Below are 20146 nucleotides of genomic sequence, written 5' to 3' on the forward strand. Positions count from 1 at the left end.
CTGTGGTAACGGCGCATGTGGCAGTTACTCTGCGTCGTTCAGCGAGAGGCGGTTTCAGCCATAGAAAAAAAGGGAGGCAAGATTGCCTCCCACTGGATTATTTAATGCCATCTGCCGCCATGCGATCGCGGATATGCTGCGCACGTTCAGCCGAGGCGGGGTGATCGTCAAACATCGAACTCTGACGGCCTTCTTCCATCTTCGCCAGTTTTTCGAAGCTGGTGGCTAACCCGGCTGGACTGATGCCGCGTTTGCGCAGCAGGTCATAAGAGTAGTCATCCGCTTCGGCTTCCTGGCGCTGAGAGAACTGGGAGTTAACCAGTTGCTCGCCCAGTGCGCCAAGCTGCGACTGCGACAAGCTGCCCACAATCCCGCCTGCGGAGGCCGCCGCCGCGCGCACCGCATTGGTGCCGAGCGCAACCTGCATGCCTTTCTTCACATGGCCTAGCGCCACGTGGCCCATTTCGTGGCCAATCACCGCTTCAACTTCGTTATCGGTCATCATGTCCATCAGCGCACTGTAAACACGGATGCAGCCATTCGCCATGGCGAAGGCGTTGACGTCTTTCGCCACGTAAACTTTGTAGTTCACCGGTTGGCCATTGATGTTGTCACCCAGTGCGGTGGCAATCTTATTCAAACGCTGCGTGTACGGGCTGCTCGCCGGGGCGATAGTCGCTTTGCTGTCCATCTGCTTACAGGCGTCATCGCTTAGCGCTTTTACCTGCGCGTCGCTCAACGTGTAGGCCTGGAACGCTTCCGCTCCTGAGCTGAGAAAACCGTTGGAGTTCATGTTCTGACACCCGGCAAGCAGGGTGGTCATTCCCAGAGCAAGCAGGGCTGGGCGAATTTTCATTTGTTCTCTTCCGCAATGATTGGATAGCTATTCTGTTCATACACCAATTCAGGCGAACCGGTGGTGAGCCTAAGTATAAGGAACAGAACAGAAGGCGGGCGAGGAGATTGCGCAACATGCGAGCAGCTTCCAGAGATTTCTGAATCGGCAAAAGGATGCTCCATGTACATGACTTGTCGCTTGGGTTACATTGTTGGCACTTTTTTCCGGCGTAGCCCAAAACGCGCTGTCGTCAAGTCGTTACGGGAACAGCCCTTAACAGTCCGATCTGGAGTCAAAATGTCCTCACGTAAAGAGCTTGCTAATGCTATTCGTGCGCTGAGCATGGACGCGGTACAGAAAGCCAAATCCGGTCACCCGGGAGCCCCGATGGGGATGGCCGATATCGCCGAAGTGCTGTGGCGTGATTTTCTGAACCATAACCCGACAAATCCGGCCTGGGCTGACCGTGACCGCTTTGTGCTGTCTAACGGCCACGGCTCAATGCTGATTTACAGCCTGCTGCACCTCACCGGCTATGATCTGCCGATGTCTGAGCTGCAGAACTTCCGTCAGCTGCACTCAAAAACGCCAGGTCACCCGGAAGTGGGGTACACCGCAGGTGTTGAAACCACTACCGGTCCGCTGGGCCAGGGCATTGCCAACGCGGTAGGTATGGCGATTGCGGAGAAAACTCTCGCAGCGCAGTTCAACCGTCCTGGGCATGACATTGTTGACCACTTCACCTACGCCTTTATGGGCGACGGCTGCATGATGGAAGGCATCTCCCACGAAGCCTGCTCGCTGGCCGGTACGCTGAAGCTGGGCAAATTGGTGGCGTTCTATGATGACAACGGCATCTCCATCGACGGTCACGTGGAAGGCTGGTTTACCGATGATACGGCGAAACGCTTTGAAGCCTATGGCTGGCACGTGGTTCGCGGCATTGACGGCCACAACGCGGATGCTATCAAACGCGCCGTTGAAGAAGCTCGTAGCGTGACGGATAAACCGTCCCTGTTGATGTGCAAAACTATCATCGGTTTCGGTTCGCCGAACAAAGCCGGTACCCACGACTCCCACGGTGCGCCGCTGGGCGATGCGGAAATCGCGCTGACCCGTGAGCAGCTTGGCTGGAAATACGCACCGTTTGAAATCCCGTCTGAAATCTATGCTCAGTGGGATGCAAAAGAAGCTGGCAAGGCGAAAGAAGCGGCATGGAACGACAAGTTCGCGGCTTACGCGAAAGCCTTCCCGCAGGAAGCGGCTGAATTCACCCGCCGTATGAAGGGCGAGCTGCCGTCTGACTTCGATGCTAAAGCGCAGGCGTTTGTTGAAAAACTGCAGGCCAATCCGGCGAAAATCGCCAGCCGTAAAGCCTCTCAAAATGCTATCGAAGCCTTCGGTCCGCTGCTGCCGGAATTCCTCGGCGGTTCCGCTGACCTGGCACCTTCTAACCTGACCCTCTGGTCCGGTTCGAAAGCGATTAACGAAGACGCTGCCGGTAACTACATTCACTATGGCGTGCGCGAATTCGGCATGACCGCGATTGCTAACGGTATCGCTCTGCACGGCGGTTTCCTGCCGTACACCTCCACCTTCCTGATGTTCGTTGAATATGCCCGTAATGCGGTGCGTATGGCAGCGCTGATGAAACAGCGTCAGGTGCTGGTTTACACCCACGACTCGATTGGTCTGGGCGAAGACGGCCCGACTCACCAGCCGGTAGAGCAGGTCGCTTCCCTGCGCGTTACTCCGAACGTCAGCACCTGGCGTCCGTGTGACCAGGTAGAATCTGCGGTGGCGTGGAAATACGGTGTTGAGCGCCATGACGGCCCAACTGCGCTGATCCTCTCCCGTCAGAACCTGGCGCAACAGGAGCGTACCGCGCAGCAGCTGGCAGATATCGCCCGCGGTGCGTACGTACTGAAAGATTGCGCAGGTCAGCCGCAACTGATCCTGATTGCCACCGGCTCAGAAGTTGAGCTTGCTGTCTCGGCATGGGAAAAACTCTCTGCCGAAGGCGTGAAAGCGCGCGTGGTTTCCATGCCGTCCACCGACGCATTCGACAAACAGGATGCGGCTTACCGTGAGTCCGTACTGCCGAAAGCGGTCTCTGCTCGCGTGGCGATTGAAGCCGGTATTGCTGACTTCTGGTATAAATATGTCGGTCTGAACGGCGCTATCGTCGGTATGACCACCTTTGGTGAGTCCGCCCCGGCAGAGCAGCTGTTCGAGGAGTTTGGTTTCACCGTCGAGAATGTTGTAGCAAAAGCGAAAGCGCTGCTGTAATCATCCTCTGGCCCGGCGGCGCAAGTCCTGCCGGGCCAGCATGACCACCATTTCCCATTGTGCCTGGGTTTTATCAAGGCCACAGATTTGCAGGCCAGCTAAACATAGTTTTATCCACCCCTATCCCCCTCAATCAGCCATACCGCTGCGTTAGCGTCTCCAGCCGTTTACTTCCCATTTTTAGCCCTCTTTTTACAGAACAACCTCTACGCCGTTGATTTGTGCATAAAAAATATACTGGATATTTGTACAGTAAGTCGTATAATAATTCTACAGATTATCCAGGGTGAGTATGTGTAAGGAGTGAACCTATGGTAATTCCTGGTGAAAATTTCAATTCCCAACAGGCTCTGGCGACGGTCAGCAGCCGCGAAATCGCGAAGTTGACAGGCCTGACTCACACCGAAGTGAAACGGATGGTGAAAAGCCTGGAGACTGCGCAACGACTCTCCCAGCCGGTGAACGAACATGTGTATGAGCGGGAAGGTGAGATGCGACAGGAGTTTTTGCTCAATAAGCGGGACTCACTGCTGACGGTTTCGCGCCTCTCGCCAGGCTTTACTGCAGAGATGCTCGATCGCTGGCAGGAGAAAGAAAAGAATATCAGCCTGCCCGATTTCACTAATCCCGCAGCCGCGGCGCGCGCATGGGCCGAACAGTACGAAAAGCGTCAGCGTGCGGAAGCGCTGCTTGCCGTTTCTGCCCCAAAAGCGGAGTTCTTTGACCGGTATGTCAGGGTTGAGGAGTCGCTTGGTTTCCGGCAGCTTTGTAAAATGCTGCGGGTGAAAGAGTCTCTGTTCCGGAGCTTTTTGCTTGAGCGCAACATTATGCAGCGCGTCGACGGTGCGCTGATGCCGCCGCAGTACCATATCGATGCGGGCTACTTTACCGTCCACGGCGGCGTAGGGGAAAACAAACGTAGCTGGTCTCAGGCGCGTTTTACCGCCAGGGGCGTGAAGTGGGTAGCCGATCTGTGGGCTAAACAACTCTCCTCGCTGCCGGTTGAGATGCCGCGTGCAGAGCGCACCGAACCAAAAACAGCGGAACGTAGCTGGTTTTAATCATCCCCAGTAAAGCGTTTTGCCGGAATCAATCTTCCTTTATCAACACATCACGCAGGGATGCGTTGTTGCGCTTGTTCCCCTTTCTGTTAATTCTTAACCTCAGCAAAAAGCCCTTCTGGCGCGCCAATTATTCCAGTGAAAATGTGATGCAGGTCAGATTACTGGCGAAACCGTCTGGACAATCATTCCTTTTATTCCATGTTTCGCTTATTCTAGCTGAAGCGTTTCAGTCGGCTAAATGTTCGACAAATAATCAAACAGACGCAGTTTAAGCAGGCGAGGATTCCCCTTCTGTGGTTGCTGGATTACTCTGTCATCCACTTCAGGCTGGCTAGCCTTGCAGGAGAGTTATGACCGTACGCATAGCGATTAATGGTTTCGGTCGCATCGGGCGCAATGTGGTTCGTGCTTTGTACGAATCCGGGCGTCGGGCGGAAATCACCGTGGTGGCAATCAACGAATTGGCCGATGCCGTGGGCATGGCGCATTTGTTGAAATATGACACCAGCCATGGGCGTTTCGCATGGGATGTTCGCCAGGAGCGTGAACAACTGATAGTCGGCGATGACGTTATTCGCATCCTGCATGAGCGTGCTATCGACGCGCTGCCGTGGCGTGAGTTAGGCGTTGATGTGGTGCTCGACTGTACAGGCGTGTACGGCAACCGTGAAGATGGCGAGGCGCATCTGGCGGCGGGGGCAAAAAAAGTGCTCTTTTCCCATCCTGGCAGCCACAACCTTGATGCAACTATCGTTTTCGGCGTCAATCAAAACACGCTACGAGCCGACGATCTGCTGGTTTCTAACGCGTCCTGTACGACAAACTGTATTATTCCGGTCATAAAACTACTCGACGATGCGTATGGCATTGAGTCAGGAACCGTGACAACGATTCACTCGGCGATGCACGACCAGCAAGTGATTGACGCCTACCATCCCGATTTGCGGCGTACGCGCGCGGCCAGTCAGTCCATCATCCCGGTGGATACAAAACTGGCGGCAGGCATCACGAGAATTTTCCCGCAGTTTAATGACAGATTTGAAGCGATAGCGGTACGTGTGCCGACAATTAATGTCACCGCTATCGATCTGAGTGTAACGGTGAAGAAACCGGTAAAAGCCAGTGAAGTCAATGCGTTGCTGCAAAAAGCAGCGCAGGGAACATTTCATGGTATAGTTGACTATACGGAATTACCGTTGGTTTCAACCGATTTTAACCACGATCCGCATAGTGCCATTGTTGATGGCACGCAGACACGGGTCAGTGGTGCGCACCTGATTAAAACCCTGGTATGGTGCGATAACGAATGGGGCTTTGCTAACCGAATGCTCGACACGACGTTAGCAATGGCGGCTATTGGTTTCAGGTAGGGCGCAACAGCGCTCGCAAAACTTTAAGAATCATTGAGAGGATTCACCATGTCTGTAATTAAGATGACCGATCTGGATCTGGCTGGTAAACGCGTTTTCATCCGTGCTGATCTGAATGTGCCGGTTAAAGATGGCAAAGTGACCAGCGACGCGCGTATTCGTGCTTCTCTGCCGACCATTGAACTGGCGCTGAAGCAGGGTGCGAAAGTAATGGTGACTTCCCACCTGGGTCGTCCGACCGAAGGCGAGTACAACGAAGAATTCTCTCTGCTGCCGGTTGTTAACTATCTGAAAGACAAACTGTCCAACCCGGTTCGCCTGGTTAAAGATTACCTGGACGGCGTAGAAGTTGCTGCGGGTGAGCTGGTCGTTCTGGAAAACGTTCGCTTTAACAAAGGCGAGAAGAAAGACGACGAAGCACTGTCTAAAAAATACGCTGCACTGTGCGACGTGTTCGTGATGGACGCATTCGGTACCGCGCACCGCGCTCAGGCGTCTACGCATGGTATCGGTAAATTTGCTGATGTCGCTTGCGCAGGCCCGCTGCTGGCAGACGAACTGGAAGCGCTGGGTAAAGCGCTGAAAGAACCGGCTCGTCCGATGGTTGCTATCGTGGGTGGTTCTAAAGTTTCCACTAAACTGACTGTTCTGGACTCTCTGTCCAAAATCGCTGACCAGCTGATTGTTGGCGGCGGCATCGCTAACACCTTCGTTGCTGCTCAAGGCCACAATGTTGGCAAATCCCTGTACGAAGCTGACCTGGTTGATGAAGCCAAACGCCTGCTCGGTACTTGCGATATCCCGGTTCCGACAGATGTTCGCGTTGCGACTGAGTTCTCTGAAACCGCAACTGCAACCCTGAAATCTGTTTCTGACATCAAAGATGATGAGCAAATTCTGGATCTGGGCGACGTTTCTGCACAAAAACTGGCTGAAATCCTGAAAAACGCCAAAACTATTTTGTGGAACGGTCCGGTTGGCGTGTTTGAATTCCCGAACTTCCGTAAAGGTACCGAAATTGTGGCTAACGCGATTGCAGACAGCGACGCGTTCTCCATCGCAGGCGGCGGCGACACTCTGGCGGCGATTGACCTGTTTGGTATCTCTGACAAGATTTCCTACATCTCCACTGGCGGTGGCGCGTTCCTCGAATTTGTGGAAGGCAAAGTACTGCCGGCAGTAGCCATGCTCGAAGAGCGCGCTAAGAAGTAAGACATTCAAGGGCAGGGAAACCTGCCCTGTTTTCAGCGCGCTTTCGGGCTCGCTTTAATTCTCTACACAAAATCATTCAAGTTGCATCAAGGCGGCAACGGAGTGAATCATCAGGAACTGACTGCAATAAGTCTCTGATGTAAGCGAAGGCAGCCAGCGCCGAGTCAGCTTGAAGGATGATGTGTACAACGGCCGAAGATACAGGACTACGTAACATGTCTAAAATTTTTGATTTCGTAAAACCTGGCGTGATCACTGGTGATGACGTTCAGAAAGTGTTCCAGGTAGCTAAAGAAAACAACTTCGCTCTGCCTGCGGTTAACTGCGTAGGTACTGACTCCATTAACGCTGTTCTGGAAGCTGCAGCGAAAGTTAAAGCGCCTGTTATCGTTCAGTTCTCTAACGGCGGCGCAGCGTTCATCGCGGGTAAAGGCGTGAAAACTGACGTTCCTCAGGGCGCGGCAATTCTGGGTGCTATCTCTGGTGCGCATCACGTACACCAGATGGCAGAGCACTACGGCGTACCGGTTATCCTGCATACCGACCACTGCGCGAAAAAACTGCTGCCGTGGATCGACGGCCTGCTGGACGCGGGTGAAAAACACTTCGCAGCTACCGGTAAACCGCTGTTCTCTTCTCACATGATTGACCTGTCTGAAGAGTCTCTGGAAGAGAACATCGCGATCAGCTCCAAATACCTGGCGCGTATGGCCAAAATGGGCATGACGCTGGAAATCGAACTGGGTTGCACCGGTGGTGAAGAAGACGGCGTAGACAACAGCCATATGGACGCGTCTGCACTGTACACCCAGCCGGAAGACGTTGATTACGCATACACCGAGCTGAACAAAATCAGCCCGCGTTTCACCATCGCCGCTTCCTTCGGTAACGTACACGGCGTGTACAAACCGGGTAACGTGAAACTGACCCCGACTATCCTGCGCGACTCTCAGGAATATGTTTCTAAGAAACATAACCTGCCGCACAACAGCCTGAACTTCGTATTCCACGGTGGTTCCGGTTCTTCCGCTCAGGAAATCAAAGACTCCGTAAGCTACGGCGTTATCAAAATGAACATCGATACCGACACCCAATGGGCAACCTGGGAAGGTATTCTGAAGTACTACAAAGAAAACGAAGGCTATCTGCAGGGCCAGTTGGGTAACCCGAAAGGCGCAGACCAGCCGAACAAAAAATACTACGATCCGCGTGTATGGCTGCGTGCTGCGCAGACCAGCATGGTGACTCGTCTGGAGCAGGCTTTCAAAGAGCTGAACGCGGTAGACGTTCTGTAATTTACACTGCTTCTGTCTGAAAAGGCCCGCATTTTGCGGGCCTTTTTTATTGTGAATTCAACAAAATGCCTGCGAACACAAAATGTGATCAACTTGGCGAAATGGCGGCTTATTGTTTACCCTTTAGGGATCTCTCCTTGCTGGAAGGGGTGGTTTTCCCGTTTTGGAACAACATAAGGAAGCTCGAATGGAAGATCTTGACGTTGTCGACAGCATTAATAATGCAGGTTCATGGCTGGTGAACAACCAGGCGCTGCTATTGAGCTATGCCGTTAATATCGTGGCGGCTATTGCTATCATCATTGTCGGGATGATTGTGGCGCGCATTGTCTCGAATACTGTTAACCGCCTGATGGTGGCGCGCCACATTGACGCGACGGTGGCGGATTTCCTTTCCGCGCTGGTGCGCTACGGTATTATCGCGTTCACTTTGATTGCCGCACTGGGGCGCGTTGGCGTGCAAACCGCCTCGGTGATCGCGGTTCTTGGCGCCGCCGGTCTGGCCATCGGTCTGGCGTTGCAAGGCTCGCTCTCTAACCTTGCTGCTGGCGTGCTGCTGGTAACTTTCCGCCCGTTCCGCTCAGGCGAGTATGTTGATCTGGGTGGTGTGGCCGGTACGGTATTGCAGGTGCAGATTTTCTCCACCACCATGCGCACTGTCGATGGACGTATTGTGGTTATACCGAATGGCAAAATCATCGCCGGGAATATTGTTAACTTCTCCCGTGAACCGGTGCGGCGCAACGAGTTTATTATTGGCGTGGCGTATGATTCAGATATTGATGAGGTGAAACGCATCCTGACTGAAATTATTCAGGCTGACGAACGCATTATCAAAGATCGCGAAATGACGGTACGCCTCAATGAATTAGGACCTTCATCGATCAATTTTGTAGTCCGCGTCTGGAGCAAGAGCAGCGATCTGCAAAACGTTTATTGGGATGTGCTGGAACTTATCAAACGCCGTTTTGACGAACACGGTATCAGTTTCCCGTATCCACAGATGGACGTGAATTTCAAACGCGTGAAAAATTCCACAGAGCAGTAAACATCAAGGCCGGGGTTCCGGCCTTATTTGTGCTCTTCGTTATTAGGAAAGCTTATTAACGATTAGTATTATCCATTTCATCTAATGATTGTCCCGCGCTATAGTCAGTGTTCGAAACAACTCTGATGGAATCACCTCGTGCTATCTTATTATTTTCAAGGCCTTATGCTTGGGGCTGCGTTGATCCTGCCGCTTGGGCCACAAAATGCCTTTGTCATGAATCAGGGCATCCGCAGGCAGTTCCATATCATGACCGCAGCGCTTTGCACGCTCAGCGACGTATTACTGATTTGTGCGGGTATTTTCGGTGGGAGCGCATTGCTGATGCAGTCGCCGTGGCTGTTGGCACTGGTGACGTGGGGCGGCGTGGCGTTTCTGTTGTGGTACGGCTTTGGTGCACTGAAAACGGCGTTCGGTAGCACTATTGAACTGGCGAATGCTGAAGCAATGCGCCAGGGGCGCTGGCGCATAATCGCCACGATGCTGGCGGTTACCTGGTTGAACCCCCACGTTTACCTCGATACGTTTGTGGTGCTCGGCAGTTTGGGCGGCCAGCTGGATGCGGAGCCAAAACGCTGGTTTGCGTTGGGCACGGTGAGCGCCTCCTTCCTGTGGTTTTTCAGCCTTGCTTTACTTGCGGCCTGGCTTGCTCCACGTTTGCGCACAGTGCTAGCACAGCGGGTGATTAACACGCTGGTGGGGCTGGTGATGTGGTTTATCGCTTTCCAGCTGGCGCGCGAAGGCGTGCACCATATGCAGGGATTATTCAGTTAAGGTAAGTCCGATGGACAATTCACGCTTAGCCGCTAAGCTTGCTGCCAGGCGTCCTGCAATTCTGGGCGTAACAAAAGCACCATGGAGGAGCAACTGTGAAATTTAAAGTGATGGCCCTGGCGGCAATGGTCGGTTTCAGCGGGATGGCGGTACAGGCGAGCGAATTGCCGGACGGCCCGCATATTGTCACCTCAGGTACGGCAAGCGTGGACGCGACCCCGGACATCGCCACGCTGGCGATTGAGGTTAATGTCGCCGCGAAAGACGCTGCCTCAGCCAAAAAACAGGCCGATGACCGTGTTGCGCAATATCTTAGCTTTCTTGAGCAAAACGGCATTGCCCGGAAAGACATTAATTCCGCGAACTTACGCACACAACCTGATTATGACTACCAGAACGGCAAAAGTATTCTGAAAGGCTACCGCGCAGTGCGTACTGTGGAAGTCACGCTGCGTGAGCTGGATAAACTTAATTCATTGCTGGATGGCGCGCTGAAAGCGGGGCTGAACGAAATTCGTTCTGTATCGCTGGGCGTTGCGCAACCGGAGTCTTTCAAAGATAAAGCGCGCAAAGCGGCTATCGATGATGCAACGCACCAGGCGCAGCAGTTAGCGGCGGGCTTTAACGCTAAACTCGGCCCGATCTACAGCGTGCGCTACCATGTGTCCAACTATCAGCCGAGCCCGATGGTACGCATGATGAAAGCGGATGCGCCAGAAGCCGCAGCCGCACAGGAAACCTATGAGCAACCGTCGATTCAGTTTGCTGATCAGGTAGATGTCGTATTCCAGCTGGAACCGACTCAGAGCCAGCCGCAGACTGCGGCACCGGCGAAGTAATCCTCTTCGCCCTCTCCCGGCCGGGAAGAGGGCGTTTTATTAATCCTGCCTTAACACCCGATGCCCATATTCCAGCAGCGCGTCCGTGACGTTGCGCATCATCCGGCTTTCCGGCGCAAAACGGTGCCAGTACAGCATCCGGCGCTGCAGCAAACCGGGCGTCAGGTCGATCAGATCACCGCTGTTCAGCTCTTTTTCGATTTGCAGATGTGGGATCATGCAGCAGGTCGTCCCCTGGCGCGCCAGTTGAACAAACGCTTCGGAAGAGTTGACGATATGGCAAGGCACGCTGCCCGGCGGTAAGTCGAAATACTGCTGTAAAAACGCCTGATGCATATCATCGAGATGATCAAACGCGACCGCCGGTGCTTTGAGCAATGCGGAACGGGTGACGCCGTTCGGGAAATAGCGCTCGGCGAACGCTTTCGAACCGACGAACAGGTAATCCAGCGCGCCAAGTTGGTCGACCAGGCAACTGGGAAGCGCCTGTGGCTGAATACTCACCGCGCCAACGACCTCACCGCGACGCAAACGCTCCTGAGTGCGGGTTTCGTCTTCCACCTGCAGATTCAGGCGAATTGGTGAGTCGGCCAGTACCGGGGCTAATGCAGGCAGCAGCCAGGTCGCCAGGCTGTCGGCGTTGACCGCCAGCGATAACAGTAGCGGCGTGGAGCCGGTTTGTTCGTCGCCAAGCCACTCTTCTTCCAGTAGCTCGACCTGGCGCAGCAACGCCAGCAACTTTTGCCCCTGCTCGGTGGGACGAGGTGGAACGGTACGCACCAGTAGCGGCTGACCAAACATATTTTCCAGTTGCTTAATGCGCTGCGACACGGCGGACTGGGTAATACACAGCTTTTGTGCGGCACGTTCAAATCCGCGCTCACGAATAACCGCATCAAGCGCCTGTAATGTTCTGTAGTCCGGACGTTTCATTGCTCGGGCATTCTCCTGAAAAAATCGTACTCAGCACTATGACATAATTTTTTGTTCGGTACAGACGAAATTGGACCTCGCGTAATGTGACACTGGTCACAGGGACATTTTGGGTAACGCTGGTCTATAATGCGCCTGAAATTTCACACCACAGGCAAACGACCATGACGCAGGATGAACTCAAAAAAGCAGTGGGCTGGGCAGCGCTGAAGTATGTAGAACCTGGCACCATTGTAGGGGTTGGCACCGGCTCTACCGCTGCACATTTTATTGACGCGCTGGGCACGATGAAAGGCCAGATTGAAGGCGCGGTTTCCAGCTCGGACGCGTCCACCGAGAAACTGAAAAGCCTTGGCATTACCGTGTTCGATCTCAACGAGGTGGACCGGCTTGGCATTTATGTGGACGGCGCGGATGAGATTAACGGCCAGATGCAGATGATCAAGGGCGGCGGCGCGGCGCTGACGCGTGAGAAAATTATCGCCTCGGTGGCGGATAAATTCATCTGCATCGCGGATGCCTCCAAGCAGGTTGATATCCTTGGCAAATTCCCGCTGCCGGTGGAAGTGATTCCGATGGCGCGTAGCGCTGTTGCCCGTGAGCTGGTCAAGCTGGGCGGTCGCCCGGAATATCGCCAGAACGTGGTGACGGATAACGGCAACGTCATCCTGGATGTTTACGGTCTTGAGATCATCGACCCGATTGCGCTGGAAAACAGCATCAATGCGTTGCCGGGCGTAGTGACTGTAGGGTTATTTGCTAACCGTGGCGCGGATGTGGCGCTGATCGGCACCGCTGATGGCGTGAAAACTATCGTGAAATGATCTGACAGGGAGGCGCATGCCTCCCTGTAAAAAATCTGCAATGGGCAAATTTGGTGATATCTGTCACGTTTTCGCCCTCGTCATGCGTTACCTGCCGCTTGCGTCTTGTTTTTTAGCATTTTTCTCTGCCATTTCCCGCTGTATGACATTTCTTCAGATACCTGACGCAAACGTTCATATTGCCGCGATAGTTTTTTTTGATATGTTGACTAACGCGGATTGCAATCTGCACAACATCACAGTCAAGACAAAAAACAGGGTCGGGTAAATGGCAAAGGTATCACTGGAGAAAGACAAGATTAAATTTCTGCTCGTCGAAGGGGTGCACCAGAAAGCTCTGGATAGCCTTCGCGCTGCGGGTTACACCAACATTGAGTTTCACAAAGGCGCGCTGGATAGCGAGCAACTGAAAGAGTCCATCCGTGATGCCCACTTTATCGGCCTGCGATCCCGTACTCAACTGACTGAAGATATCATCGCTGCGGCGGAAAAACTGGTGGCTATCGGCTGTTTCTGTATCGGTACCAACCAGGTGAATCTGGATGCGGCGGCGAAGCGCGGTATTCCGGTATTCAACGCGCCGTTCTCCAACACCCGTTCGGTGGCAGAGTTAGTCATTGGCGAGCTGCTGCTGCTGATGCGTGGGATTCCTGAAGCGAACGCCAAAGCGCACCGTGGTATCTGGAACAAGCTGGCAGTTGGTTCGTATGAAGCGCGCGGTAAAAAACTCGGTATTATCGGTTACGGCCATATTGGCACGCAGCTCGGTATTCTGGCGGAATCGCTGGGGATGCACGTCTATTTCTATGATATCGAAAGCAAATTGCCACTCGGCAATGCAACGCAGGTGCAACATCTCTCCGACTTGCTGAATATGAGCGATGTCGTGAGCCTGCATGTGCCGGAAAACGCTTCTACAAAAGATATGATTGGGCCGGAAGAGCTGGCGCTGATGAAGCCGGGCGCACTGCTGATCAACGCCGCACGCGGCACGGTGGTGGATATTCCGGCACTGTGCGATGCGCTGAAGCGTAAACATCTGGCGGGCGCGGCAATCGACGTGTTCCCGACTGAACCGGCGACCAACAGCGATCCGTTCGACTCTCCGCTGTGTGAATTCGATAATGTCCTGCTGACGCCGCACATTGGCGGTTCCACGCAGGAAGCGCAGGAAAATATCGGTCTGGAAGTGGCCGGTAAACTGATCAAGTACTCCGACAACGGTTCGACGCTTTCTGCGGTGAATTTCCCGGAAGTTTCTTTGCCGCTGCACGGTGGCCGTCGTTTACTGCACATCCACGAAAACCGCCCTGGTGTGCTGACCGCGCTCAACCAGATTTTCGCCAGCCAGAATATCAACATTGCCGCGCAGTACCTGCAGACCACGCCGTATATGGGGTATGTGGTTATTGATATTGAAGCGGATGAAGATGTGGCGCAGAAAGCGTTGCAGAGCATGAAAGCGATTCCGGGCACCATTCGTTCCCGTCTGCTGTTTTAAACGTTGCGCTTTCCTCTCCCGCAAGGGAGGGGAAAGTTACCACTGCCATATTCTGGATGGCGTAACCACCGCAGGCAGCGGGATATCCCACTCTTCTACTGGCAGCTTCTCCACACCCTGGCAGTCATGCGCATAACCCACCGGTTGTAGGCCATACTCACGCCAGTTTTGTAACGTGCGATCGTAAAAACCACCGCCCATGCCCAGGCGTTGCCCTTGTTCATCAAAGGCGACCAGCGGCGTAATCAGCACGTCGAGTTGGCTGAGCGGCAACACATCACGCACATCCAGCTTCGGTTCCTGAATTTTCAGACGGTTAATCACCAGCTCGCTGTGCGGATGGTAATGCAGAAACAGCAAATTACCGGGGCTAAAGGGATGCAATACCGGCAAGTAAACCCGTTTACCGCTACGCCAGAGTTGCTCAATCAACGGTTGGGTATCCAGCTCACCATCAAAAGAGAGAAACAACGCTACGCTGTGTGCCATCACAACCGGCGCATATGCCATCATGCGTGTCGCGGCCTGCTGGGCGAAGTGCGTTTGTTGTTCAGGAGTGAGTTCACGCCGGCGCTGGCGAATAATTTTGCGGATTTCTTGTCGTGACGAAGGAAAATCAGGAAGTTGCGTCATGATGGTTGTAAAAAAAGAAGGGAATCTCCGAGATGCCGCCGCTGGCTGTAACCCTTGAACCCTTGGTTCAAGGTGAATGCGTCGTCATAGCTTTAAGGCTTCTCGGACGGACCGAGCATGCTCACCAACCATGGATCGCCACATTCTTGTGGTATGAAATATCGGCTCAGGGGACTGGCCCGCTTGCAAACATCTCAGAGATATTTTTTGGCTTCACGGTCACTCTAACACAGATGACCCTGAAGCGTTATTCAAACTTTGGTCCCGGTCTTTCTGTTATGCGACCTTGATCAAGCAATGCCTGTTCGATGGTCTGCTGTAACATCCGAATACGCTGTTCCATGCTGGCTGCGTATTCGCGGGTCTTTGCTTTTTCCTGAGTCAGCTCGTAACTAATGTTCAACGCGGCGATAAACACCAACTGCTCAGTATTTGTGACTCTAGTGCGAACCTTCAGATCTTGCAACCGCTGATTCAGATCCTCCGCGGCCTGATTCAGAGCATCCCTCTGTTCAGGCGGGCAATTCACTCGCAGTGAACGGCCAAAAATTTGGATATCGACGGGTTGTGCAGACATGCCACCTTCCTGCTGTTTGACTGCGCTCTGCCTTCGCATCCGAGCCCTGGGCTGCGAAGGGGCGACACTATAAGCTACCCCGGCGCGCGCTTTCAAGCTTTTTGCGTCTATACCTTAATGATTCGGTGTGCATGCAAACGCATGGAACGTGAAGCATCACGGGTATATCACCAGGGGCCAAAGTGGTAGCATATCATGAATATTCCCCCCAACGACGACGAATGCGCATGTCTATACAGAACGAAATACCTGGTTACAACGATGTAGCCCAGCTACTCAACCAACAGGGCGTGGGATTACTTCCTGCTGAAATGCACGGGCTTATCGCGGGGATCCTCTGCGGCGGTAACAACGATAGTTCCTGGCAGCCGTTGCTGCATGATTTAACCAACGACGGTCTGGCATTCGGTCACGAGCTGGCGCAAGCGCTGCGCAACATGCATTCAGCCACCAGCGACTCGCTGGAAGATGACGGTTTCTTGTTTCAGCTCTATCTGCCGGATGGCGACGACGTTAGCGTTTTCGACCGCGCCGACGCGCTGGCGGGCTGGGTGAACCATTTCCTGCTGGGGCTGGGCGTCACCCAGCCGAAGCTCGATAAAGTGACGGGTGAAACCGGCGAAGCGATTGACGATCTGCGCAATATTGCACAGTTGGGTTATGACGAAGACGAAGATCAAGAAGAGCTGGAAATGTCGCTCGAAGAGATCGTCGAGTACGTCCGCGTCGCGGCGCTGCTGTGCCACGACACGTTCACTCGCCCGCAGCCTACCGCACCGGAAGTGCGTAAGCCCACGTTACATTAATTCACCTTGTAGGGAGTCGGTGTCATGACACAGCTTGAATTTCTCCGTCGCCGCCAGGCATTGCTGGCGCAGATGGTTCCGGGCAGCGCGGCGCTAATTTTCGCCGCACCGGAAGCCACCCGCAGCGCAGACAGTGAATACCCGTACCGCCAGCACAGTGATTTCTGGTATTTCACCGGTTTTAACGAGCCGGAAGCGGTGCTGGTGCTGATCAAAAGTGATGACACCCACAACCACAGCGTGCTGTTCAACCGCGTGCGCGACAAAACCGCCGAGATCTGGTTTGGTCGTCGCCTGGGTCAGGAAGCCGCGCCGGAAAAGCTGGGCGTCGATCGCGCACTGGCGTTCCCGGAAATCAACGAACATCTTTATCAATTACTTAACGGTCTTGATGCCGTGTACCACGCGCAGGGTGAATTCGACTATGCCGACACCATTGTGTTCACTGCGCTGGATAAGTTGCGCAAAGGCTCGCGTCAGAATCTGCTTGCGCCGCCAACGTTAACCGACTGGCGGCCGATGGTGCATGAAATGCGCCTGTTTAAATCTGCCGAAGAGATAGACGTGATGCGTCGCGCCGGGGAGATCTCCGCGCTGGCGCATACCCGCGCGATGCAGGTTTGCCGTCCGGGGATGTTTGAATATCAGCTTGAAGGTGAAATTCAGCACGAGTTTAACCGCCACGGCGCGCGTTTTCCCTCCTATAACACCATTGTGGGTTCCGGCGTCAACGGCTGCATTCTGCACTACACGGAAAATGAGAGCCAGATGCGTGACGGCGATCTGGTGCTGATTGATGCCGGTTGTGAATACAAAGGATATGCCGGTGATATCACCCGCACCTTCCCGGTAAACGGTAAATTCAGCCCGGCGCAGCGTGAAATCTACGATATCGTGCTGGCCTCGCTGGAACGAGCCCTTGCGCTTTTCCGCCCAGGCACGTCCATCCAGGAAGTGACCAGCGAAGTGGTGCGCATCATGATTACCGGGCTGGTGAAGCTCGGCATCCTGAAAGGTGAAGTCGATGAACTGGTGGAAAAAAACGCCCACCGCCCGTTTTTTATGCACGGCTTAAGCCACTGGCTCGGGTTGGATGTGCACGATGTCGGTGTCTACGGCAAAGACCGCTCGCGTGAGCTGGCACCGGGCATGGTGCTGACGGTTGAACCAGGCCTTTACATCGCGCCGGATGCCGATGTGCCGGAGCAGTATCGCGGTATTGGTATTCGTATTGAAGATGACATCGTCATCACTGAAGACGGCAACGAAAATCTGACCGCCAGCGTCGTGAAAACCGCTGATGAGATTGAAGCGCTGATGGCGGCATCACGTTCATGAGTGTGATTATCGTTGGCGGTGGCATGGCTGGCGCAACGCTTGCGCTGGCGATTTCTCATCTTACTCACGGCAAATTACCTGTTCATCTGGTAGAAGCCAGCGTTCCCGGCGCATCCGCGCATCCGGGGTTTGACGCCCGCGCCATTGCGTTAGCGGCAGGCACGTGCCAGCAGCTGGCGCGTATCGGCATCTGGCAAGCCATCGCTTCCTGCGCAACGCCAATTTCAACGGTTCATGTCAGCGATCGCGGCCATGCAGGCTTTGTCACGCTGGATGCACAGGATTACCACATCGATGCGCTTGGCTACGTTGTCGAACTGCACGACGTTGGGCAGCGGCTGTTCACGCTACTGCAAAACGCGCCCGGCGTGACGCTGCATTGCCCGGCGAAAGTCAGCGCGGTTGCCCGTGATGAAGGGCAGGTGAGCGTAACGCTGGAAAGTGGTGAATCGATTACTGGTCAGTTACTGGTGGCGGCAGACGGCTCCCGTTCACGCATTGGTGAGCAACTGGGTGTGGACTGGCAGCAAGCGCCTTATCACCAGGCGGCGGTCATCGCCAACGTCACCACCTCTGTGGCGCATCAGGGGCGGGCGTTTGAGCGTTTTACCGAACATGGCCCGCTGGCAATGTTGCCGATGTCACAAGGTCGCTGTTCGCTGGTGTGGTGTCATCCGCTGGAAAAACAGCAGCAGATTGCCGCCTGGTCTGACGAACGTTTCTGCCACGAGTTACAAAAAGCCTTTGGCTGGCGGCTTGGGCGCATCCTGCACGTGGGCAAACGCAGCGTTTACCCGCTGACGCTGACCGCGGCCTCTTCGCCTGTCTCGCACCGCGCGGTGCTGGTCGGTAATGCCGCGCAAACGCTGCATCCTATCGCCGGACAGGGTTTTAACCTCGGCATGCGCGATGTGATGACGCTGGCGGAAACGCTGGCTGAGGCGTGGGCGGCGCAGCGAGATGTTGGCTACTATCCCGTGTTGACGGGCTACCGCGATCGCCGCCATGCGGACAAAAAAGCCACTATCGGCGTCACCGATGGGCTGGTGCATCTGTTTGCCAATCACTGGATGCCGTTGGTCGTCGGGCGGAATGCCGGACTGATGGCGATGGAATTATTTACTCCGGCGCGCGATGCGCTGGCGCAGCGTACCCTCGGTTGGGTTGCCCGTTAAAGACAAAAGGAGCGAAGAGTGCAGAGTGTTGATGTTGCGATTGTCGGCGGCGGTATGGTCGGGCTGGCGCTGGCCTGTGGTTTACAGGGCAGTGGGTTGCGCGTGGCGGTGCTGGAGCAGAATGAACCGACACCGCTGGCGGAGGATGCGCCTCCGGCGCTGCGCGTGTCAGCGATCAATGCTGCCAGCGAAAAGTTACTGACGCACCTTGGCGTCTGGTCAAACATTATTGCCCAGCGTGCCGGGCGCTATCACGGCATGGAAGTGTGGGACAAAGACAGTTTTGGCCGCATCGCGTTTGACGACCAGAGCATGGGCTACAGCCATCTTGGTTACATTATCGAAAACGCGGTGATCCACCAGGCGCTGTGGGATAAAGCCCGCCAATGCAAGGATGTCACCCTGCTGGCCCCGGCTGAGTTGCAGCAGGTGGCGTGGGGCGAAAACGACGCGTTTCTGACCTTAAAAGACGGCACCATGCTTACTGCACGGCTGGTGGTTGGCGCAGATGGCGCGAACTCCTGGTTGCGCAACAAGGCCGACATTCCGTTGACGTTCTGGGATTACCATCATCATGCGCTCGTGGCGACCATTCGCACCGACGAGCCGCATCAGGCGGTGGCGCGTCAGGTGTTTCACGCCGACGGCATTCTCGCATTTTTGCCGCTTAGCGATCCGCATTTGTGCTCAATTGTCTGGTCGTTGCCGCCAGAGCAGGCGAAAGCTATGCAGCAGGCGAGTGATGAAGCATTCAACCAGGCGCTGTGCGTGGCGTTCGATAACCGCCTTGGGCTGTGCCGCGTTGAGAGCGAACGTCAGGTTTATCCGCTCACCGGCCGCTATGCGCGCCAGTTTGCCGGGCATCGTCTGGCGCTGGTTGGCGATGCAGCGCACACTATTCATCCGCTGGCGGGGCAGGGTGTTAATCTCGGGTTTATGGATGTCGCTGAGTTGATCACCGAGCTGAAGCGGCTGAGTCGCGAAGGTAAAGACATTGGTCAACATCTTTATTTGCGCCGCTATGAGCGCAGCCGCAAACACAGCGCGGCGCTGATGCTGGCCGGGATGCAGGGCTTTCGCGAACTCTTCTCAGGTGCAAACCCGGCTAAGAAACTGCTGCGCGATATCGGCCTGAAACTGGCAGATACCCTTCCCGGTGTAAAAACGCGGTTGTTACGCCAGGCGATGGGTCTTAACGATCTGCCTGAGTGGTTACGTTAACTGCATCACACTTTCCCTTCCCGGTCCCGGGAAGGGATGCCTCTTCCTCATTTGAAATATTCTAATTTCACCTCATTTTTCGGATTAGATTTTCTCATGTCGCGTTTTTTTCTTTTCGGGAAAATCCACTCTTTTACAGAGTGAAATGCTGCAATCTCTTCTGTTTTGTCGTTAATGCTGATTTTTTATGAAGCGTGAGACGTTATTCATCAGAATAATACTCTGATGGCATTTTGTGCGTGACGGGTCATAAGCTAATGTGATGGACCATTTTTCTTTATGGTTAAGCACTGCTTTCGGTGATAAGTTCAGGCCAAAGAGAACGTTTGCGTCGACGTCGTAAAACGGTGTCGGCACCAGTTGTTTTGGCGCAAATCACGCCGCCGAAAAACGTGATGGCTCAGCTTAT

18 protein-coding genes and 1 other RNA gene are annotated in these 20146 nt (G+C 54.4%); 14 read left to right on the top strand and 5 right to left on the bottom strand.

Translation table 11 applies throughout. The features are described 5' to 3' along the window. Positions 1-97: 97 nt before the first annotated feature. A complete protein-coding gene (locus O3S68_RS14405) occupies positions 98-856 on the bottom strand; it encodes a M48 family metallopeptidase (RefSeq protein WP_017457589.1) in 759 nt (252 codons plus the stop codon). A 279-nt stretch (positions 857-1135) separates the two neighbouring features. On the opposite strand from O3S68_RS14405, the gene tkt reads away from it, so the two are divergent. From tkt to O3S68_RS14445, 8 genes are all read left to right on the top strand, one after another. Beyond that, positions 1136-3127, top strand: coding sequence for a transketolase (gene tkt / locus O3S68_RS14410; protein WP_045512828.1), 1992 nt, complete (start codon positions 1136-1138; stop codon positions 3125-3127). A 311-nt stretch (positions 3128-3438) separates the two neighbouring features. After that, positions 3439-4188, top strand: coding sequence for a phage antirepressor KilAC domain-containing protein (locus tag O3S68_RS14415; protein ID WP_045512826.1), 750 nt, complete (start codon positions 3439-3441; stop codon positions 4186-4188). 353 nt (positions 4189-4541) lie between these two features. Continuing rightward, positions 4542-5561, top strand: coding sequence for an erythrose-4-phosphate dehydrogenase (gene epd / locus O3S68_RS14420; RefSeq protein ID WP_269231785.1), 1020 nt, complete (start codon positions 4542-4544; stop codon positions 5559-5561). 48 nt (positions 5562-5609) lie between these two features. Beyond that, positions 5610-6773, top strand: coding sequence for a phosphoglycerate kinase (gene pgk, locus O3S68_RS14425; protein WP_017457593.1), 1164 nt, complete (start codon positions 5610-5612; stop codon positions 6771-6773). Positions 6774-6988: 215 nt separating this feature from the next. Next, the gene (fbaA, locus tag O3S68_RS14430) at positions 6989-8068 is read left to right on the top strand and encodes a class II fructose-bisphosphate aldolase (protein ID WP_020455154.1); all 1080 of its coding nucleotides are present in this window, start codon (positions 6989-6991) and stop codon (positions 8066-8068) included. 187 nt (positions 8069-8255) lie between these two features. Further along, positions 8256-9116: a small-conductance mechanosensitive channel MscS gene (gene mscS / locus O3S68_RS14435; RefSeq protein WP_020455153.1), complete on the top strand. Its 861-nt coding sequence runs from the start codon at positions 8256-8258 to the stop codon at positions 9114-9116. A 138-nt stretch (positions 9117-9254) separates the two neighbouring features. Then, the gene (argO, locus tag O3S68_RS14440) at positions 9255-9890 is read left to right on the top strand and encodes an arginine exporter ArgO (protein ID WP_269231786.1); all 636 of its coding nucleotides are present in this window, start codon (positions 9255-9257) and stop codon (positions 9888-9890) included. Positions 9891-9985: 95 nt separating this feature from the next. Continuing rightward, positions 9986-10729: an oxidative stress defense protein gene (locus O3S68_RS14445; RefSeq protein WP_269231787.1), complete on the top strand. Its 744-nt coding sequence runs from the start codon at positions 9986-9988 to the stop codon at positions 10727-10729. 39 nt (positions 10730-10768) lie between these two features. Here the strand turns inward: O3S68_RS14445 and argP are convergent, their stop codons facing one another. Further along, complete coding sequence (argP, locus tag O3S68_RS14450) at positions 10769-11662, bottom strand: DNA-binding transcriptional regulator ArgP (protein ID WP_017457598.1); 894 nt, start codon at positions 11660-11662, stop codon at positions 10769-10771. A gap of 164 nt (positions 11663-11826) precedes the next feature. On the opposite strand from argP, the gene rpiA reads away from it, so the two are divergent. Together rpiA and serA are read left to right on the top strand one after the other, a co-directional pair. After that, a complete protein-coding gene (gene rpiA, locus O3S68_RS14455; RefSeq protein ID WP_020455150.1) occupies positions 11827-12486 on the top strand; it encodes a ribose-5-phosphate isomerase RpiA in 660 nt (219 codons plus the stop codon). A gap of 268 nt (positions 12487-12754) precedes the next feature. Then, a complete protein-coding gene (gene serA / locus O3S68_RS14460) occupies positions 12755-13987 on the top strand; it encodes a phosphoglycerate dehydrogenase (RefSeq protein ID WP_017457601.1) in 1233 nt (410 codons plus the stop codon). Positions 13988-14023: 36 nt separating this feature from the next. On the opposite strand, the gene O3S68_RS14465 is transcribed toward serA, so the two are convergent. From O3S68_RS14465 to zapA, 3 genes are all read right to left on the bottom strand, one after another. Next, complete coding sequence (locus O3S68_RS14465) at positions 14024-14620, bottom strand: 5-formyltetrahydrofolate cyclo-ligase (protein WP_269231788.1); 597 nt, start codon at positions 14618-14620, stop codon at positions 14024-14026. Between the two features lie 20 nt (positions 14621-14640). Continuing rightward, a non-coding RNA gene (ssrS, locus tag O3S68_RS14470) (6S RNA) lies at positions 14641-14824 on the bottom strand. 43 nt (positions 14825-14867) lie between these two features. Continuing rightward, positions 14868-15197: a cell division protein ZapA gene (gene zapA / locus O3S68_RS14475; protein WP_017457603.1), complete on the bottom strand. Its 330-nt coding sequence runs from the start codon at positions 15195-15197 to the stop codon at positions 14868-14870. A 227-nt stretch (positions 15198-15424) separates the two neighbouring features. Here zapA and O3S68_RS14480 point away from each other — a divergent pair, with 227 nt between their 5' ends. Genes O3S68_RS14480 through ubiI form a run of 4 tightly spaced genes read left to right on the top strand, consistent with a single transcriptional unit; the run spans position 15425 to position 19737 of the window. Further along, on the top strand, positions 15425-16003 hold the full coding sequence (locus O3S68_RS14480; protein WP_269231789.1) for a YecA/YgfB family protein: 579 nt from the start codon (positions 15425-15427) through the stop codon (positions 16001-16003). A gap of 24 nt (positions 16004-16027) precedes the next feature. Beyond that, on the top strand, positions 16028-17341 hold the full coding sequence (gene pepP, locus O3S68_RS14485; RefSeq protein WP_269231790.1) for a Xaa-Pro aminopeptidase: 1314 nt from the start codon (positions 16028-16030) through the stop codon (positions 17339-17341). Then, positions 17338-18516 (top strand): 2-octaprenyl-6-methoxyphenyl hydroxylase, encoded by a 1179-nt coding sequence (ubiH, locus tag O3S68_RS14490; RefSeq protein ID WP_269231791.1) that lies wholly within the window; start codon positions 17338-17340, stop codon positions 18514-18516. The genes pepP and ubiH overlap by 4 nt, the downstream gene beginning before the upstream one ends. 18 nt (positions 18517-18534) lie before the next feature. Continuing rightward, on the top strand, positions 18535-19737 hold the full coding sequence (gene ubiI / locus O3S68_RS14495) for an FAD-dependent 2-octaprenylphenol hydroxylase (protein ID WP_200553381.1): 1203 nt from the start codon (positions 18535-18537) through the stop codon (positions 19735-19737). The last annotated feature ends 409 nt before the right edge of the window (positions 19738-20146 follow it).

The organism is Kosakonia sp. SOY2, assembly GCF_027109175.1.
GTDB lineage: Bacteria > Pseudomonadota > Gammaproteobacteria > Enterobacterales > Enterobacteriaceae > Kosakonia.

Coding starts and splice junctions, on each gene's coding strand:
- O3S68_RS14480 (WP_269231789.1), top strand. CDS start 15,425: ATGTCTATACAGAACGAAATACCTGGTTACAACGATGTAGCCCAGCTA.
- rpiA (WP_020455150.1), top strand. CDS start 11,827: ATGACGCAGGATGAACTCAAAAAAGCAGTGGGCTGGGCAGCGCTGAAG.
- zapA (WP_017457603.1), bottom strand. CDS start 15,197: ATGTCTGCACAACCCGTCGATATCCAAATTTTTGGCCGTTCACTGCGA.
- mscS (WP_020455153.1), top strand. CDS start 8,256: ATGGAAGATCTTGACGTTGTCGACAGCATTAATAATGCAGGTTCATGG.
- serA (WP_017457601.1), top strand. CDS start 12,755: ATGGCAAAGGTATCACTGGAGAAAGACAAGATTAAATTTCTGCTCGTC.
- O3S68_RS14415 (WP_045512826.1), top strand. CDS start 3,439: ATGGTAATTCCTGGTGAAAATTTCAATTCCCAACAGGCTCTGGCGACG.
- O3S68_RS14465 (WP_269231788.1), bottom strand. CDS start 14,620: ATGACGCAACTTCCTGATTTTCCTTCGTCACGACAAGAAATCCGCAAA.
- ubiH (WP_269231791.1), top strand. CDS start 17,338: ATGAGTGTGATTATCGTTGGCGGTGGCATGGCTGGCGCAACGCTTGCG.
- fbaA (WP_020455154.1), top strand. CDS start 6,989: ATGTCTAAAATTTTTGATTTCGTAAAACCTGGCGTGATCACTGGTGAT.
- pepP (WP_269231790.1), top strand. CDS start 16,028: ATGACACAGCTTGAATTTCTCCGTCGCCGCCAGGCATTGCTGGCGCAG.
- argP (WP_017457598.1), bottom strand. CDS start 11,662: ATGAAACGTCCGGACTACAGAACATTACAGGCGCTTGATGCGGTTATT.
- pgk (WP_017457593.1), top strand. CDS start 5,610: ATGTCTGTAATTAAGATGACCGATCTGGATCTGGCTGGTAAACGCGTT.
- tkt (WP_045512828.1), top strand. CDS start 1,136: ATGTCCTCACGTAAAGAGCTTGCTAATGCTATTCGTGCGCTGAGCATG.
- O3S68_RS14405 (WP_017457589.1), bottom strand. CDS start 856: ATGAAAATTCGCCCAGCCCTGCTTGCTCTGGGAATGACCACCCTGCTT.
- epd (WP_269231785.1), top strand. CDS start 4,542: ATGACCGTACGCATAGCGATTAATGGTTTCGGTCGCATCGGGCGCAAT.